Origin of the sequence: Streptomyces sp. NPDC052040 (assembly GCF_044548405.1) — a bacterium.
GTDB lineage: Bacteria > Actinomycetota > Actinomycetes > Streptomycetales > Streptomycetaceae > Streptomyces.
The window spans coordinates 175,681-193,006 of sequence record NZ_JBIUBV010000007.1; the positions used below are offsets into that span (position 1 = coordinate 175,681).

Genomic DNA, 17,326 nt, shown 5'->3' on the forward strand with positions numbered 1-17,326 from the left:
CAGGATACTGGACCTTTCACTCACGGCCCAATCCGGTGTGCCCGCGCACCGGGCACCGGCGCCACCGACGCGATCAGTGACCGCCGCGTCCCTGCTCATAGGCCCGGAGCTGCTCGGCGCTGATCATGCTGGTGTCGAAGAGGCTGGTCTCGTCGAGGGCGTTGCCCTCGGGGTAGCCGTGCCCCTGGCTCTGATCGTACGCCGCCTGCTGGTCGTACGCCTGTGCCTGGGGGTAGCCGGCGTACGGGTCCGGCTGCTGGTACCCGTAGGCGTCCTGCTGGACGTAGGGCTGCTGGTACCCGTACTGGTCGGCGGCGGGATAGCCGTAGGGGTCCGGTGCCTGGGCGTAGGCGGGCTGCTCCTGCGGGTCCGGGACGGCGGCGGGGGTTCCCACGGGCGCCGCGGGGGCCTGGGCGGGCACCGCCGGGGCTTCGGCGAGGGCCGCGAGGTCGGCGAGGTAGTCGGCGTCGCTGGAGTGCCGGACGGTCGTGGGGTCGTCGGCGAGGGCGCCGAGGTCGTCGCTGGCGAGGCGGCCGTGCAGCTTCTGGCGGCCCTTGCCGACGGCCTCCAGGGTCTTGGCGAGCACCGCCTCGAAGGCGCCGAGCTTGGCGTCCACATAGGCGTCGGCGTCGCGGCGCAGGGTCTCGGGGTCGTGGCTGCGCTCGGGGGCGTCCTCGTCCTCGTAGCCCTGCTCGTCGAGGCCGGGGCCGGTGCCGAGCAGCTTCTCGCGGCCCCGGCCGACGGAGCCGAGGGTCTTGGTGAGGACGACCTCGAAGTTGGCGAGCTTGGAGTCGACGTAGTCGTCGGCGTCGGCGCGGACCTCCTCGGCCTCCCTGCGGGCGTCGGTGAGGATCCGGTCGGCCTCGTTCTGGGAGCGGCGGGCGACCTCGGTGCCGGAGATCAGGGAGCCGCGCTCGGCGTGCGCGGTCTCGATGATCCGCTCGGCCTCCTGGCGTGCCTGCTCGACCATCTGCTCCCGGCCACCGATCAGCTCCTGGGCCTGGGCCAGGGAGTCGGGCAGGGCCGCGCGCAGCTCGTCGAGCATCGAGAGCAGCTCGGCGCGGTTGACCACGCACGAGGCCGACATGGGCATGGACCGGGCGCCGGAGACCGTCGCGACGACCTCGTCGAGCTTCTTCTGCACGTCCACCGTGTGCTCGCCACTCTCTACAGCTGTGTTGGAGACGGACGGATCGACTGTACGGCCACATCCGCCCCGGCCGACACCGGCTGACGGGCCGTCGGGGACGGCGGGTGCGGCGGGGCGGTTCAGCCGGTCTTCTTCAGGCGCTCGTCCAGGGCCTGGAGGACAGCCGGCGGTACCAGGTGGGAGACGTCGCCGCCCCAGGCGGCGACCTCCTTGACGAGGGAGGAGGACAGGAAGCTGTAGGTGGGGTTGGTGGGGACGAAGAGGGTCTCCACCCCGGTCAGGCCGTTGTTCATCTGGGCCATCTGGAGTTCGTAGTCGAAGTCGCTGACGGCGCGCAGGCCCTTGACGATGGCGGGGATGTCGCGCTGCTTGCAGAAGTCGACGAGCAGGCCGTGGAAGGACTCGACCACGACGTTGCCGAACTCGGCGGTGACCTCGCGGATGAGGCCGATCCGCTCGTCGATCTCGAACAGGCCCTTCTTGGACTGGTTGATCATCACCGCGACGTACACCTCGTCGTACAGCCTGGAGGCGCGGGCGATGATGTCGAGATGTCCATTGGTGATCGGGTCGAACGACCCGGGACAGACGGCGCGGCGCACTTGTGATCCCTCGCTCTCCGGTCCGGTCATCGTGCGTCTTCGCACGTAGAGGCGGCGCGACCGTACCAAAACGTCCCTTCGCCGTAACGACGGGCCCGGATCGCGTCGAAGCCGTCCGGCCACCGGAATTCGCCGCCTCTGGTGCTGCGCTCCACGGTGACGAGGGCCTCGGCCGCGAGCCAGCCCCCCGTGCGGAGTGTGAGGAGAATCTCGCGAAGATCGTCGTCGGTGACCGCGTACGGCGGGTCCAGGAAGACGAGGTCGTACGGGCGTTCAGGTGCCGGGGTGCGGATGATCTGTTCCGCTTTGCCCGCTCGCACCTCGGCGCCGGGCAGGCCGAGCGCCCCGACGTTCTCCCGGACGATACGGGCGGCGCGGGCGTCGGCCTCCACCAGCAGGGTGTGGCCCGCTCCGCGGGACAGCGCCTCCAGTCCCACGGCGCCGGAGCCCGCGTACAGGTCGAGGACCCGCTCGCCCTCCAGTGGGCCGCCGAGGAGGGACTGCCAGGTGGAGAAGAGTCCCTCGCGTGCCCGGTCGGAGGTGGGGCGGGTGCCGGTGCCCGGCGGGACGGCCAGGCGGCGTCCGCCGGCCCGGCCGGCGATCACGCGGGTCATCTCTGCGGTCCTTCTCGGTGTGCGGACGAAGGCCCTGTCGCCAGGGCGGGTGTGCCCCTCCAGTCTCGCAGCCCGGCGGACCTCGCCGCGCGGTCTCCCCCCGTCACCTGTCCTCCCCTGCTCCGCGCATCTGTCGTTCCCCTCTTCCGTCCCCTCTTCGCGGTCACCCGGCGGCCTCCCTCCCAGATCCCCGATCTGCCGACGCGGCCCGTCACCCCTTGTCCAGATACTGCTCCCGCTCGTCGTCCAGCAGGGCCCGCAGGGCCGTGCGCAGGCCGGGCAGCCGCTCCAGCTCCGGGTCGGCGGCGACCACCGCGGTGGCCTCCTCCCGGGCCTCGGCGATGATCTCCTCGTCCTCGATGACCGCGAGCATGCGCAGCGAGGTGCGGGCGCCCGACTGGGCCTGGCCGAGGACATCGCCCTCGCGCCGCTGCTCCAGGTCGATCCGGGACAGCTCGAAGCCGTCCAGGGTGGCCGCGACCGCGTTCAGCCGCTGCCGTGCCGGGCTCGCCTCCGGCATCTCGCTCACCAGGAGGCACAGCCCGGGTGCCGCGCCGCGGCCCACCCGGCCGCGCAGCTGGTGGAGCTGGGAGACGCCGAAGCGGTCGGCGTCCATGATCACCATCACGGTGGCGTTCGGCACGTTCACCCCGACCTCGATGACCGTGGTGGCGACCAGGACCTGGGTCTCGCCCGCGGCGAACCTGCGCATCACCGCGTCCTTGTCGTCGGGGTGCATACGGCCGTGCAGCACCTCGACGCGCAGCCCCTGGAGGGGGCCCCTGGACAGCTGGTCGGCGATGTCGAGCACGGCCAGCGGGGGCCGCTTCTCCGCCTCGTCCTCGGGCGACTTGGCCGCCTTGCCGGGCTCGTCGGCGTCGTCGCCGATGCGGGGGCAGACGACATAGGCCTGATGGCCGTTGGCGACCTCCTCCCGCACCCGCTCCCAGGCGCGCGCCAGGAAGTGCGGTTTGTCGGCGGCCGGGACCACATGGCTGGCGATCGGGGAACGCCCGGCCGGGAGCTGGTCCAGGACGGAGGTCTCCAGGTCGCCGAAGACGGTCATGGCGACGGTCCGGGGAATCGGGGTGGCCGTCATGACCAGGAGGTGCGGCGGCTGCTTGCCCTTGCCGCGCAGGGCGTCGCGCTGCTCCACGCCGAAGCGGTGCTGCTCGTCGACCACGACCAGGCCGAGGTCGTGGAACTGCACCTTGTCCTCGATCAGCGCATGGGTGCCGATCACGATCCCGGCCTGCGCGGTGGCGAGGTCGAGCAGCGCCTGCCGCCGCCCGGCCGCGCCCATGGACCCGGTGAGCAGCACCACCTTGGTGGCGTGCTCGGCCCCGCCCAGCATCCCCTGCTCGGCCAGCTCGCCCATCATCTCCACCACCGAGCGGTGGTGCTGCTGGGCGAGCACCTCGGTGGGCGCGAGCAGCGCCGCCTGGCCGCCCGCGTCCACGACGGCGAGCATGGCGCGCAGGGCCACCAGGGTCTTGCCGCTGCCGACCTCGCCCTGGAGCAGCCGGTGCATCGGGTGCTCGGTGGCGAGGTCCGCGAAGATCTCCTGGGAGACCTTCTGCTGGCCGTCGGTGAGGGTGAAGGGGAGCTTCTTGTCGAAGGCAGTGAGCAGGCCGTCGGGTGCGGGCACCCGGGGCACCGCCGGAAGCTGTGCCTCCGCGTGTCGGCGGCGGGCCAGGGCGACCTGGAGGACGAACGCCTCGTCCCACTTCAGCCGGTCGCGGGCCCCGGCGATGTCCGCCTTGGTGTGCGGGCGGTGGACCTTGAGCAGGGCCTCGGGCAGGGAGAGCAGGTCCCGGCCCGCGCGCAGGGACTCGGGCAGGGGGTCGGCCGCCTCCTGGGCGCTCGGCAGGACCGTCTGCACCGACTTGGCGATCTTCCAGGACTCCAGCTTGGCGGTGGCCGGGTAGATCGGGATCAGGGCGCCCGCCCAGCCCTCGACCGTGTCGGACTCGTCGTCGCCGCTCAGCAGCTCGTAGGCGGGATGGGCCAGTTGGAGCCTGCGGTTGAAGACGGAGACCTTCCCGGCGAACAGCGCGCGGGTGCCCGGCAGCAGGTCCTTGTGCGGCTTGTGCACCCCGTTGCCGAAGAAGACCAGCTGGAGGCGGCCGCTGCCGTCGGTGATCGTGACCTCCAGCCGCTGGCCCTTGCCGCGGGGCGCCCGGGAGGAGGCGAAGCTGTGCAGCCGGGCGTCGGCGACCTGGGCCACCACCGTCACATGCTCGTCCATGGGGAGGTCGGCGAGGTGGGTGAGCCTGCCGCGCTCCTCGTATCTGCGCGGGTAGTGGTGCAGCAGGTCGGAGACGGTGTGCAGGCCGAGGTGCTCGGCCATCACCTTCGCGGTGGCGGGGCCGAGCACCTTCTTCAGCGGTTCTTGCAGTGCGGGCACGGGAACCATTGCACACCACACCACTGACATCGCCGTATACGTTGTGCAAATCCCCTGGTCAGGGGGGTGGTTCGAAGCCTAGGATGACCCATCCCTCCGGCCCTTCCGGCTCACCCCCGCGGTCACCGCCCCACCGGGACCGCCCGACCCCGCGCCGTCGACCGTCCCCCACCCGCGGCGCCGTGACGATGGACTCCCAGACCTCACCGGCATCCCAGGCGGCCCGGCCGCCCCAGCCTCCCCATACGTTCCAGGTCGACCTGCGCGGTCTGGTGGACCTGCTCTCCCATCACCTCTACTCCAGTCCCAAGGTCTATCTGCGGGAGCTGCTCCAGAACGCGGTGGACGCGATCACCGCCCGCCGCGCCGCCCAGCCGGACGCCCCGGCCCGGGTCCGGCTCTACGCGGACGGCAGCGGCCTGCGGGTGGAGGACTCGGGCATCGGGCTGACCGAGTCCGATGTGCACAGCCTGCTCGCCACCATCGGGCGCAGCTCCAAGCGGGCCGAGGGCCTCCAGGAGGCGCGCTCCGGCTTCCTCGGGCAGTTCGGCATCGGGCTGCTGGCGTGTTTCGTGGTCGCCGAGCGGATCCGGGTGGTCAGCCGCAGCGCCCTGGTGCCGGACGCGGCGCCGGTGGAGTGGACGGCCGCCGACGACGGCTCGTACACCGTACGGACGCTGCCCGGCGACGCCCGGCCCGAACCCGGCACCACCGTGCACCTGGTGGCGCGTCCCGGTGCCGCGGAGTGGCTCACGGCGGACCGGGTGCGGTCCCTGGCGCGGGACTTCGGGTCGCTGCTGCCGTACGACGTACGGGTCGACGACGAGCCGGTCACGGAGCTGCCGGCGCCCTGGGACCGGACGTACCCCTCCCCCGCCGCCCGGCGGGTGGCCCTGGCGCGCCACTGCCACGAGCAGTTCGGCTTCACCCCGCTGGACTCGATCGACCTGGACGTGCCGCTCGCCGGGGTGCGGGGCGTGGCCCATGTGCTGCCCAGCGCGGTCAGTCCGGCGCAGCGGGCAAACCACCGGGTGCATCTCAAGGGGATGCTGCTCACCGAGCGGGCCGAACAGCTGCTCCCCGACTGGGCGTTCTTCGTCCGCTGTGTGCTGGACACCGACAGTCTGCGGCCCACGGCGTCCCGGGAGTCGCTCTACGAGGACGAAACCCTGGCCACCGTGCGCGAGGCGCTCGGGGAGCGCATCCGGAGCTGGCTGACGGGGCTCGCGGCGGGCGACCCCGAGCGGCTCGCCGCCTTTCTGTCCGTGCACCACCTGGGCGTCAAGTCGCTGGCCCGGCACGACAGCGGGATGCTGCGCACGATGCTGCCGTGGCTGCCCTTCGAGACCACGGACGGGCGGCTGTCCCTGGAGGAGTTCGCCCGGCGCCACCCCGTGGTGCACTTCACCCGGACGGTGGAGGAGTACCGGCAGGTGGCGCCGATCGCCGCCGCGCAGGGTGTCGGGGTGGTCAACGGCGGCTACACCTACGACAGCGAGCTGGTCGAGGCGCTGCCGTCGGTGCGTCCCGGGACGGTGGTCGCGGAGCTGGACGCGGACACCGTGACCGCCCATCTGGACGCGGTGGACCCCGCGGAGGAGCTGGCGCTTTCGGGCTTCCTGGGTGCCGCGCGCGCCGCGCTCGACCCGCTCGGCTGCGATGTGGTGCTGCGCGCCTTCCATCCGCTGACCGTGCCCGCCCTGCACCTGGACGACCGGGCGGCCCGCCACGAGCAGGCGCGGGCCGAGGCCGAGGAGCAGGCGGACGACCTGTGGGCGGGCATCCTCGGCTCGCTGCGGGGCGGCGCGCCCCGCGCGCGGCTGGTCCTCAACCATCTCAACCCGCTGATCCGCAGGATCGGTTCGCTGCGCGACCCGGAGCTGATCGGCACCGCCACCGAGTCGCTCTACGGGCAGGCCCTGCTGATGGCCCAGCGCCCGCTGCGGCCCGCGGACTCCGCGCTGCTCAACCGCGCGTTCATCGGCCTGCTCGCCTGGGCCACCCACACCGACACCCCCGAGGGCGGCACCCGATGAGCCGGGCGGCCGACTTCGACGCGCTGCGCCGGGCGATGGCGGACAACTACGAGCAGCCGGAGGGCCCGGCGCGCAACGCGCGTGCGGAGCAACTGCTCGCGGAGGCCGAGCGGCTGGACATCCCGCTGGCCGTGATCGAGGCGCTCGGACACCAGCTGAAGGTCTACAACTACAGCTCCGAGAAGGACAAGATGTTCGTCCCCTTCGCGCGCCTGCTGCGCCTGTGGGACGAGCACCCGGAGGACTTCGACGCCTACGAGACCCACTCGCTGCACTGGGTCTTCAAGTGGATGTCGGCGGGCATGCTGGGCCAGCCGCACATCCCGCTCGCCTCCGTGGAGAAGTGGCTCGGCGAGATGGAGCACCGCTACCGGCTCGCGGGCCACTCCGAACGGGCCGTGCGGGGCGCCGAGTTCAGCGTCGCCGCGCACATCGGGGACCTGGCGCGCGCCGAACGGGCGTATGCCGCCTGGCTGGCCGCCGACCGCGACGAGATGGCCGACTGCCACGCCTGCGAACTGCGCGACCAGGGCTGGTGGCAGGCGCGCAGGGGCGAGGACGAACGGGCGCTGGAGCTGTGGCGGCCGGTGCTGGACGGCACGCATGAGTGCGCGCACGAACCGCACGCCGTGCTGGCCTCCTCGCTGCTGCCGCTGCTGCGCCTGGGCCGATCGGACGAGGCACGGGCCCACCATCTGCGGGGGTTCCGGCTCGTGCGGGGCATGGAGAGCATGCGCGGCTCGTACGCGGACCATGTGGAGTTCTGCGCGCTGACCGGCAACGAAGCACGCGGGCTCGAACTCCTGGCCGAGCGGCCGCAGTACTTCACGGACTCCGGGGAGCCGCGCAGCCAGCTGGGCTTCCTCGCCGTGGTGACCCTGCTCATGGACCGGCTGACCGGGCTGGGACTCGGCGACCGGACGGTGCCGGGGCCCGCGGGCCGCCAGTGGACCGCCGGGGAACTCGCCGTCCACGCGCGCGGACAGGCGCTGGCGCTCGCCGCCCGCTTCGACGCGCGCAACGGGACGCCCGCCGTGAGTGAGCGCACCCGGGAGCGGATGGACCGCCGTCCGCTGGCGGACCGGCTGCCGCTCGGCGTGCGGGCGGTCCGCCCGGCGCCCGTGGCCGCGCCCGCACCGGTGGCCCCCGCGCGGATCCCGGAACAGGATCTGCCGGGTCTGCTCGCCGAGGCGCGGCGGCTGTCCGACGCCCTGCACCCGGACGCGGTGGACGCCTGGGCGGCGGTGGCGCGGGCGGCCCGGGGCCGGGAGCTGGATCCCCGGGACCGGGCGGAGCTGGTGGACCACGAGGCCATCGGGCAGGGCCTGGAGGGCGCCGACACCTTCGAGCGCGCGGCCGGGCTCCACGCGGCGGCGGGCGACCCGGGCGAGGCGCTCGCGGCCCGGGCGCGGGCCGCGTTCGTGCGTGCCCTCACGGGCCACGCGGACCGGTCCGCGGAGGAGGTCGCCGCGCTGCGGGAGGAGGCCCTCGCCCTCTTCACGGCGGGCGGCACAGGGGCTCGCCAGACGGCGTCCGTCCTGGTGGCACGCGCCCGCGTGCTGATGCACCGCCTCGCCGAGGACGAGCGGGGCGCCACGGCCGCCGAGGAGGCCGTACGGGAACTGCTGGCGTTCGCCGGGCCGCACACCGCCGAGGTGCCGCTCGCCTCCCGGGCCGCGGAGGCCGTGGCCATGCTCGCCGAGCTGGCGGGGCGGTCCGGGGACGGGGAGGAGGCGGCCCGGCTGCTGGCGCGGGCGGCCGAGGAGTACACGGCGGCGGGCCTGCCCTGGTTCGCGGTGGAGCACGAGGCACGGCTGTCCCGCCTGGCGCGGCAGCTCGGCGACGCGCAGGGGGCCGAGCGGGCGGCCCGTGCGGCGCTGGAGCACGGCCAGGGGCAGCTGGAGCCCGTCGGCCGGGCGCAGCTGCACCTCGGGCTGGCGGAGGCGTTGGAGGGCTCGGAGCGGATCGCGGAGGCCGCCGGGCACGCCCTGGAGGCCGCGCACTGGGCCGACGAGGGGGGCCGGGGCCGGACGCTGGGCGCCTGGGCGCGGCACCGGCTGGGCGGTCTGCTGCTGCGGCAGGGCCGGTTCGCCGAGGCGGCCGAGGTGCTGGAGTCGGCGCTGCCCGATCTGACCGCCGAGGCGCACGGCGAGGGGGCGGTCGTCCAGACGCTGTGGTGGCTCGGGGACTGCCATACCGAGCTGGGTGAGCACCGGGACGCCGCCGAGCGGTGGCTCACGGCCGCGGAGACCGCCCGGCACTGGCCGGAGCAGCGGGACCATGCCGTGCTGGCGCACCTGGCCGCCGAGGCGCTCGGTCACGCGGGGCTGCCGGACGAGGCCGACCGGGCCTACGCCCGGGCCGCGGACCTCTGGCGCGGCCTCGGCAACACACCGGGCCGGGTACGCGCCCTGCGGGCCCGCGCCTGGCTCGCCGCGGAGGGGCGGGGCGGTCTCGCCGCGGCACGGGAGCTGATGGCGGAGGCGGCCGGGGTGTGCGGGTCCGCCGTGCCCGACGACGGGGAACAGCGGTTCCGGCTGCGCACCGAACTCGGCCTGACGCACTGCCAGTTCGGCGATCTGATCGCCCGGTCGGCCGGTACGGAGGAGGACGCCCCGGGGGCGGCCCTGGAGGAGGCGCTCGCGCACTTCACGCAGGCCGTCGAGGTCTTCGCGCCGCTCGGACCGGAGGCCCTGGGTGCCCGCCTGGGCGCCGAACTGTCCGCGGCCCGCCTGGAGGCCGACCTCCACCGCACGGACGCGGCGGTGGCCCGCACCCGTGCGGTGCTCGCGGCCTGCGCGGCGGCGGACGAGCCCGCCGGTCCCGCCCGGGCCCAGCGGGCGGAGGAGGCCGAACGGCTCCTGGAACTGCTGGAGTCGCGGCGCGAGGGGTGACGGGCGTGCGGGGTGGCCGTACGTCCCGACGTACGGCCACCCCTACGGGACGGGTGACGGGGGTGGCCTACGGCCGCCCGGGGGCGCGGGAGGTTCGCGTACGGCCACCCGGGGGCGGGTTCGCGCAGGGCCGTTCTACTCCACGCCGATCAGCAGCAGCGGTCCCTGGCGGCCGCCCCGGTAGATCACGGTGTCGACGGCGAGGTACGACTCGCGGACCCGGGACTCCAGATGGGACGCGACCGAGTCCGGGGTCTCGTCGGCCAGGACCAGGGTGACCATTTCGCCGCCCGCCGCCAGCATGCGGTCCAGGACCGTCGCCGCGGTCGCCATGACGTCCGAACCGATGACCGCGACATCGCCGTCGATCAGGCCGAGGACGTCCCCGGCCTGGCAGATGCCCGCCATCGTCCAGGACTGCCGTTCGGCGACCGCGACCTCGGCGTACCGGGTGGCGCCCGCCGCCGAGGTCATCGCCACCACGTCCTCGTCGAAGCGCCGTACCGGCTCGTGGACGGCCAGTGCCGCGATCCCCTGCACCGCGGACCGGGTCGGGATCAGCGCCACCCGGACGCCCTCGGTGCGGGCCTGCTCGGCCGCCGCAGCGGCGGTGTGGCGCAGGTCCGCGTCGTTGGGCAGCAGCACCACCTCGCGGGCGTGCGCCCTCCGTACCGCCTCCACCAGTTCCCCGCTCGCCGGAGGTTCCCCGGGCCGGGCCAGCACGGCGGTCGCCCCGGCCTCCCCGTACAGCGCGGCCAGGCCCTCCCCCGGCACCACCGCCACCACCGCCCGCTGGACCCGCTCGCGCGGCGGCCGCGGGGCGCGGGTGGTGTGCACGTCCCCGGCGGCGAAGTGCGTGATCCGGATCCGGTGCGGCCGTCCGGCCTCGACACCCGCCTCCACCGCGGCGCCCGCGTCGTCGACATGCACATGGACGTTCCACAGCCCGTCCCCGCCGACCACCACCAGGGAGTCGCCGAGCGCGTCCAGCCGCTCCCGCAGCCGCGCCACGGCCGGGTCGTCGGCCTCCAGGAGGTAGATCACCTCATAGGCGGGGCCGCCTCCGTCCGCCGGGGGCGGTCCCGCGCACTCCTCGGTGTCCGCCGCTGCGCCGTACGCCCGTGCCAGGGCCTCTTCGGTGTCCCCGAAGCCGCCGTACGCCCGCGCGGGCGCATCCTCGGCCGCCCCCGCGCCGGTCTCCGCCGGGGACCCGGCGGAGTCGTGCGCCCGGCCGGGAGGCTCCTCGGTCCCCGCGCGCCGATGGGCGGCGCCGCTCTCCCCGCGTCCCTCGCGGGCCTCGGGGTTCTCCCCCGTGAACGTCTCCACCAGTGCCGCGAGCACCGCCACCAGGCCCTGTCCGCCCGCGTCGACCACCCCGGCGCGCTCCAGGACGGCCAGCTGTCCGGGGGTCGCCGCGAGGGCGGCCCGTGCTCCCTCGTACGCCGCCCGGGCGACGTCCGCGCAGTCCTCCCCCGCGCCCTCGGCCGCGTCCGCTGCGGCCGAGGCGACGGTCAGGACGGTGCCCTCCACGGGGTGTGCCACGGCCTCCCGCGCGGAGTCGGCGGCCCGGCGGAGCGCGAGCCGCAGCCCCCGGGCTCCGGTGCGGGCGGGCCCGGTGTCGGCGGCGAGCACCTCGGCCATGCCCCGCAGCAGCTGCGCCAGGATCGTCCCCGAGTTGCCGCGGCCCCCGATGAGCGCGCCGTGCGCCATGGCCCGTACCGCATCGGCGAGGGCCGGGTGCTCGGTGCCGCCCGCCTCGTAGCCGTCGAAGACCGCCTCCACGGCTGCGGCGGCCGACTCCACGGTGAGATAGAGGTTCGTGCCGGTGTCCCCGTCGGCCACGGGATAGACGTTGATGGCGTCGATCTCCTCGCGCGCCCGTCCCAGCGCCCCCAGCGCGAGGGAGCACCAGGTGCGCACCGCGAGGGCATCCAATGGCTGCGGCACCTGCGCCACCTGCGCCTCCTTGAGCTGCTGGACGTGGGAGGCAGCGTAGACCCCGGTCGGGTTCCCGAAGGGGGCGGGGGCGCGCGGGGCCCCGGAGCCGCCGGGGGCGCGACGGGCGGCGGAGCGGACATGGTAGTTTCGTTCTACCGAAGCAGTCGTTGTATGCTGCTCCGGTTGCCCGATACACATCGGGCTTTCCCCTGGCAGAGCCACTCAGATCCTGTGATCTCGATCCCGGCATGCCGGGATCAACCGTAAGTGCATCTGAAGTCTTTGGAGTGACCCGTGGCTGCCAACTGCGACGTCTGCGGCAAGGGGCCGGGCTTCGGCAACAACATCTCGCACTCGCACCGCCGTACGCCGCGCCGCTGGAACCCGAACATCCAGCGTGTGCGTACCGTGGTGAGCGGGACGCCGAAGCGCGTGAACGCTTGCACCTCGTGCATCAAGGCCGGCAAGGTCTCGCGCTGACGTCAGCGCGCGGCCACCGCTGGTTCGCTGCATAGAGCCGGTCCACCCAGGTGGGCCGGCTTTTTGCTGTGCCCGGACTTCTGACTGTGCCCGGACGTCCCGCTGTGCTTGTGCGGAGCGGGGCCGCCCCGGGGCGCGGTGCGAGCGGCACCCCGGGAAGCGTCCGTCGGGCCCGGTCAGGCCTCGATGTCGCCGAAGTGGTCCCAGCCGCCCTTGCTGGTCCAGGGCGCCCCGTCGACCGTCACCTGGGGCAGCGCCGAGGGATGGAGCACCTCCCCGATCACCGTCCAGCGCGCGGGCAGTTTCACATCCGGCGGGAAGGTCGCCACAATCGCGTGGTCCTCGCCGCCCGACAGAACCCACTGGAGGGGGTCGACGCCCACCGCCTGCCCGATGTCGTTCATCTGGACGGGGATGTCGATGGCGCCCGAGCGAATGTCGATGCGCACCTTGCTGGCCTCCGCGATGTGCCCGAGGTCGGCGATGAGACCGTCGCTCACATCGCACATCGCGGTGGCGCCGAGCCCGGCGGCGGCCGGTCCCGCGTGGTAGGGCGGCTCGGGCCGCCGGTGCGCCTCGACGAACGCGCGCGGCGAACGGAAGCCGCGGGAGAGGACCGCGTACCCGGCCGCGGACCAGCCGAGCCAGCCGGTGACCGCGACCACGTCGCCCGGCTTGGCGCCGGCCCGGGTGACCGGCTCATGGTTGCGCAGATCACCGAGCGCGGTGATCGACACCATGATGGTGTCCCCGCGGACGACGTCGCCGCCCACCACGGCCGCGCCCGCGACCTGGCACTCGTCGCGCAGGCCGTCCATCAGCTCGGTGGGCCAGGTGACGGGCAGTTCGGCGGGGACGACCAGGCCGAGCAGCAGCGCGGTCGGCACGGCGCCCATCGCGGCGATGTCCGCGAGGTTCTGGGCGGCGGCCTTGCGTCCCACGTCGTAGGCCGTCGACCAGTCCCGGCGGAAGTGCCGGCCCTCCAGCAGGATGTCGGTGCTCGCCACCACCCGGCGGTCGGGCGCGGCCACCACCGCGGCGTCGTCGCCCGGGCCGATCCGGACCGCCGGGGTGGTGGTGAGCCGTGCGGTGAGCTCCCTGATGAGCCCGAACTCGCCAAGCTCGCCCACGGTGCCCTTCATCGTCGTACAACCCCTTCTCTCGCCTGCCGCGCCCGGTCGCGAGCCGTTGTCGTCGCCGGTACGGTCGTCTCGACCGTCAACTTGTGTCGCGGGCGTCCCCCCGCAGTCACGCCACAGCCTCCGCGGGTCTCCCCGCGGGGAGCGGCGACGCGATACCGTGGCGTCCCTTCTCCCCACATGATCCTCGTGGCCGCCCTGGAGGTTCCGTGGTACAGGCGTACATCCTGATCCAGACGGAGGTCGGCAAGGCCTCGGCCGTCGCCGAGACGATCGGCGCGATCCCCGGCGTGATCCATGCCGAGGACGTGACCGGTCCCTATGACGTCATCGTGCGCGCCCAGGCCGACACCGTCGACGAACTGGGTCGCATGGTGGTCGCCAAGGTCCAGCAAGTGGACGGCATCACCCGCACTCTGACCTGCCCGGTGGTCCACCTGTAGCCCCCGTCTACCCTTGGCCGGTGAGCACCTTTCGCCCCCGGTCTGCCGGTCTGCCCGTTCTCGCCCTGCTGATCGCCGCGGTGGGCTGCTCCCGGAGCGACGGGGGCCCCTCGGCGGCGGTTCCCAGCCCGGACGCGAAGGTCGCGCGGCTGTGCGGGAACCTGGACAAGGTGCTGCCGCAGAAGGTGGACGGCCTCGGACGGAACGATCCCGAACCCCGGTCCGCGCTGACGGCGGGCTGGGGAAGCCCGGCGATCATACTGCGCTGCGGGGTGCCGAGGCCCACGGAGATGGACGACCCGGAGGCCGACGGCATGGACGTCGACGGGGTCGGCTGGCTTCTCCAGAAGCGGGACGACGGCTCCTTCCGCTTCACCACCACACTGCGGCGGGCGTATGTCGAGGTCACCCTGCCCAAGGAGCGTACGGACCACGGGGTGGCACCGCTGGTGAGCCTGGCGCCCGCCGTCAAGAAGGCGATCCCCGAAGGGATCGCCGACTGACGGGAACCGCCGGCCGCCGGAGCGGGTTCCGGCGGGGCGGCTGTCGCTAGCGCAGTCCGGTGGAGCGGTTCAGTGCCGTCCGGATCAGACGGTCCACCAGCTCGGCATAGCTGACGCCGCTGGCCTGCCACATCTGCGGGTACATCGAGATCGGCGTGAAGCCCGGCATCGTGTTGATCTCGTTGATCACGAACCTGCCGTTCTCCGCGAGGAAGAAGTCCGCGCGGACCAGGCCCTCGCAGGACGCCGCCTCGAACGCCTGCACGGCGAGCCGCTGGACCTCGGCGGTCTGCTCCCCGGTGAGCGGCGCGGGCACGATACCGGGGGTCGAGTCGATGTACTTCGCCTCGAAGTCGTAGTACGCGTGGGCGTCCGGCGGCGGGATCTCGGCGGGCACCGAGGCGCGGGGGCCGTCCTCGAACTCCAGCACGCCGCATTCGATCTCGCGCCCGCGGACCGCGGCCTCCACCAGGATCTTGGGATCGTGGCGCTGGGCCTCGGCGATCGCCTCGTCGAGGCCCGCGAGGTCCTCGACCTTGGTGATGCCGATCGAGGAGCCCGCGCGCGCGGGCTTCACGAACAGCGGCCAGCCGTGCTCACCCGCGAAGTCCACGATCTTCCTGCGGGCGGCGGACTCGTCGCGCTCCCACTCGCGGGGGCGGATCACCACATACGGGCCGACCTCCAGACCGAAGGAGACGAAGACGCGCTTCATGTACTCCTTGTCCTGGCCGACGGCGGAGGCGAGAACACCCGAGCCCACATAGGGCACACCGGACAGCTCCAGCAGGCCCTGAAGGGTGCCGTCCTCCCCGTAGGGGCCGTGCAGCACCGGGAAGACCACGTCGACCTCGCCCAGTGCCTTGGGCACCGAACCGGGCTCGCTGTAGACCACTTCGCGGTTGGTGGGGTCCACGGGCAGGACCACACCGCCCTCGTGCGACTCCGCCAGTTCCTCGACGCTCGGCGTACGGCGCTCGGTGATCGCCATGCGCTCGGGGTCGTCGGCGGTGAGCGCCCAACGGCCCTCCCGGGTGATGCCGATCGGCAGGACGTCGTACTTCGTCCGGTCGATGGCGCGCAGCACGGCACCGGCCGTGACCACGGAGATGCCGTGTTCGGAGCTGCGGCCGCCGCAGACCACGGCGACGCGCGGCTTGCGGGGGGGCTGCCCAGGGCTCTGGGGGAGGTTCTCGGTGCTCATATCGCGATGAGAGTACCCGGTGGTAGTGGCGCGATACAGCGTCCCCCGGCCGGGTCGCTCAGCGTCGCTCGGGCTTCGCGCTGCGCGACATCAGCTCCTTGAGGGCGACCACCGGAGGCTTCCCCTCGTGCACGATGTCGACGACCGTCTCCGTGATCGGCATGTCGACGCCGTGCCTGCGGGCCAGATCCAGCACCGACTCACAGGACTTGACGCCCTCGGCGGTCTGCCGGGTGACCGCGATGGTCTCCTCCAGCGTCATGCCCTTGCCCAGGTTGGTGCCGAAGGTGTGGTTGCGGGACAGCGGCGAGGAGCAGGTGGCCACCAGGTCGCCGAGGCCCGCGAGCCCGGAGAAGGTCAGCGGGTCGGCGCCCATGGCCAGTCCGAGCCGGGTGGTCTCGGCGAGCCCGCGGGTGATGAGGGAGCCCTTGGCGTTGTCGCCGAGCCCCATGCCGTCGGCGATGCCGACCGCGAGACCGATGACGTTCTTGACCGCGCCGCCGAGTTCGCAGCCCACCACGTCGGTGTTGGTGTACGGCCGGAAGTACGGCGTGTGGCAGACGGCCTGGAGGCGCCGGGCGACCGTCTCGTCCGTGCAGGCGACCACCGCGGCGGCCGGCATCCGGGCGGCGATCTCCCGGGCCAGATTGGGCCCGGTGACGACGGCGACGCGTTCCGGGCCGACCTTGGCGACGTCCTCGACGACCTCGCTCATCCGCATGGCGGAGCCGAGTTCGACGCCCTTCATCAGGGAGACGAGGATCGTGTGGGGCGCCAGCAGCGGCGCCCACTCGGCGAGATTCCCGCGCAGGGTCTGCGAGGGGATCGCGAGTATCGCGAAGTCGGCGTCCCGGGCGGCCTCGGCCGCGTCCGTGGTGGCCCTGAGGTTCTCAGGCAGTTCGACGCCCGGCAGGTAGTCCGGGTTCGTACGGGTGGAGTTGACCGCCTCGACGAGTCCGGGGCGGCGCGCCCACAGGGTGACGTCGCACCCGGCGTCGGCGAGCACCATGCCGAAGGCCGTCCCCCACGATCCGGTCCCGAACACCGCCGCCTTGACCGGCTTGCTCACTTGCCCTGCCCCTCCTTCTCACGCGTTTTCTCCTGCGCGGCACTGCGACGGCGCTGCTGGATGCGGACCTCACGCGGGTCGTACCGCTGCTCGGGCGCCTTCTCGCCACGGATCTCCTCCAGGTGGCGGGTGATGGCGGCCATGATGACCTCCGTCGCCTCCTTGAGGAGTTCGGGGGACATCTCCCGGCCGTAGAAGCGGGTGAGGTCCACGGGCGGGCCCGCCAGCACCTGGTGGGTCTTGCGCGGGAACAGATGGGGCTTCTTGGCGTACGGCGGCAGCAGCTCGTTGGCTCCCCACTGCGCGACCGGGATCACCGGGCACCTGGTCTCCAGCGCGACGCGGGCCGCACCGGTCTTGCCGGTCATCGGCCAGAGCGCCGGGTCCCGGGTGAGGGTGCCCTCCGGATAGAAGGCGACGCACTCGCCGCGCTCCACCGCGGCGATCGCGGCCCGGAACGCGCTGAGGGCGTCCGTGGTCTCGCGGTAGACGGGGATCTGGCCGGTGCCGCGCATCGCGGCGCCGACGAATCCCTTCTTGAAAAGTCCGCTCTTGGCGAGGAAACGGGGAACGCGCCCGGTGTTGTACTGGTAGTGGGCGTAGGCGAACGGATCCACGTGTGAATTGTGGTTCACCACCGTGATAAATCCGCCGTCCGCCGGAATGTTCTCCATTCCGCGCCAGTCCCGCTTGAGCAGAACCACCAGCGGCGGTTTGCACAGGACCGCTGCGAAGCGGTACCAGAAGCCGATTCTGCGGCGGGGCACGCGGACACCTTCCTCTTGGAACCCGGACATCGGGCCCGGGGCTCGGGGCCCCTGGGCCGCACAAGTGTCGCTCCGGGTCG

General features: G+C 73.4%; 14 protein-coding genes. 5 read left to right on the forward strand and 9 right to left on the reverse strand.

What is annotated here, in order from left to right; genetic code table 11:
• Positions 1 to 73 precede the first annotated feature (73 nt).
• From ACIHAA_RS16960 to recG, 4 genes are all read right to left on the reverse strand, one after another.
• Positions 74 to 1,150, reverse strand: a complete 1,077-nt coding sequence (locus ACIHAA_RS16960; RefSeq protein ID WP_399817741.1) for an ATP synthase F0 subunit B — start codon at positions 1,148 to 1,150, stop codon at positions 74 to 76.
• 119 nt (positions 1,151 to 1,269) lie between these two features.
• On the reverse strand, positions 1,270 to 1,752 hold the full coding sequence (gene coaD, locus ACIHAA_RS16965; RefSeq protein ID WP_399818022.1) for a pantetheine-phosphate adenylyltransferase: 483 nt from the start codon (positions 1,750 to 1,752) through the stop codon (positions 1,270 to 1,272).
• A 26-nt stretch (positions 1,753 to 1,778) separates the two neighbouring features.
• A complete protein-coding gene (rsmD, locus tag ACIHAA_RS16970; RefSeq protein WP_399817743.1) occupies positions 1,779 to 2,366 on the reverse strand; it encodes a 16S rRNA (guanine(966)-N(2))-methyltransferase RsmD in 588 nt (195 codons plus the stop codon).
• A gap of 211 nt (positions 2,367 to 2,577) precedes the next feature.
• Entirely contained in the window at positions 2,578 to 4,782 is a 2,205-nt protein-coding gene (gene recG, locus ACIHAA_RS16975) for an ATP-dependent DNA helicase RecG (protein WP_399817745.1), read from the reverse strand.
• A 179-nt stretch (positions 4,783 to 4,961) separates the two neighbouring features.
• Here recG and ACIHAA_RS16980 point away from each other — a divergent pair, with 179 nt between their 5' ends.
• Together ACIHAA_RS16980 and ACIHAA_RS16985 are read left to right on the forward strand one after the other, a co-directional pair.
• Positions 4,962 to 6,809 (forward strand): HSP90 family protein, encoded by a 1,848-nt coding sequence (locus ACIHAA_RS16980; protein ID WP_399818024.1) that lies wholly within the window; start codon positions 4,962 to 4,964, stop codon positions 6,807 to 6,809.
• Positions 6,806 to 9,703, forward strand: coding sequence for a tetratricopeptide repeat protein (locus ACIHAA_RS16985; RefSeq protein ID WP_399817747.1), 2,898 nt, complete (start codon positions 6,806 to 6,808; stop codon positions 9,701 to 9,703). Before ACIHAA_RS16980 ends, ACIHAA_RS16985 begins: the two co-directional genes overlap by 4 nt.
• 135 nt (positions 9,704 to 9,838) lie before the next feature.
• On the opposite strand, the gene ACIHAA_RS16990 is transcribed toward ACIHAA_RS16985, so the two are convergent.
• Positions 9,839 to 11,659, reverse strand: a complete 1,821-nt coding sequence (locus ACIHAA_RS16990; RefSeq protein WP_399817749.1) for a DAK2 domain-containing protein — start codon at positions 11,657 to 11,659, stop codon at positions 9,839 to 9,841.
• 276 nt (positions 11,660 to 11,935) lie between these two features.
• On the opposite strand from ACIHAA_RS16990, the gene rpmB reads away from it, so the two are divergent.
• A complete protein-coding gene (gene rpmB / locus ACIHAA_RS16995) occupies positions 11,936 to 12,121 on the forward strand; it encodes a 50S ribosomal protein L28 (protein ID WP_033282681.1) in 186 nt (61 codons plus the stop codon).
• 176 nt (positions 12,122 to 12,297) lie between these two features.
• Here the strand turns inward: rpmB and ACIHAA_RS17000 are convergent, their stop codons facing one another.
• Positions 12,298 to 13,263 (reverse strand): thiamine-phosphate kinase, encoded by a 966-nt coding sequence (locus tag ACIHAA_RS17000; protein ID WP_399817752.1) that lies wholly within the window; start codon positions 13,261 to 13,263, stop codon positions 12,298 to 12,300.
• A gap of 206 nt (positions 13,264 to 13,469) precedes the next feature.
• On the opposite strand from ACIHAA_RS17000, the gene ACIHAA_RS17005 reads away from it, so the two are divergent.
• Positions 13,470 to 13,703 (forward strand): Lrp/AsnC family transcriptional regulator, encoded by a 234-nt coding sequence (locus ACIHAA_RS17005; RefSeq protein ID WP_399817753.1) that lies wholly within the window; start codon positions 13,470 to 13,472, stop codon positions 13,701 to 13,703.
• Between the two features lie 20 nt (positions 13,704 to 13,723).
• On the forward strand, positions 13,724 to 14,206 hold the full coding sequence (locus ACIHAA_RS17010; RefSeq protein ID WP_399817756.1) for a DUF3515 domain-containing protein: 483 nt from the start codon (positions 13,724 to 13,726) through the stop codon (positions 14,204 to 14,206).
• Between the two features lie 46 nt (positions 14,207 to 14,252).
• Here ACIHAA_RS17010 and ACIHAA_RS17015 read toward each other — a convergent pair whose 3' ends face one another.
• The 3 genes from ACIHAA_RS17015 to ACIHAA_RS17025 are packed head-to-tail and all read right to left on the reverse strand — an operon-like array spanning position 14,253 to position 17,246.
• Entirely contained in the window at positions 14,253 to 15,410 is a 1,158-nt protein-coding gene (locus ACIHAA_RS17015) for a D-alanine--D-alanine ligase family protein (RefSeq protein WP_399817758.1), read from the reverse strand.
• A gap of 58 nt (positions 15,411 to 15,468) precedes the next feature.
• A complete protein-coding gene (locus ACIHAA_RS17020; RefSeq protein ID WP_399817760.1) occupies positions 15,469 to 16,479 on the reverse strand; it encodes an NAD(P)H-dependent glycerol-3-phosphate dehydrogenase in 1,011 nt (336 codons plus the stop codon).
• Entirely contained in the window at positions 16,476 to 17,246 is a 771-nt protein-coding gene (locus tag ACIHAA_RS17025) for a lysophospholipid acyltransferase family protein (protein ID WP_399817762.1), read from the reverse strand. Before ACIHAA_RS17025 ends, ACIHAA_RS17020 begins: the two co-directional genes overlap by 4 nt.
• Positions 17,247 to 17,326: the final 80 nt, after the last annotated feature.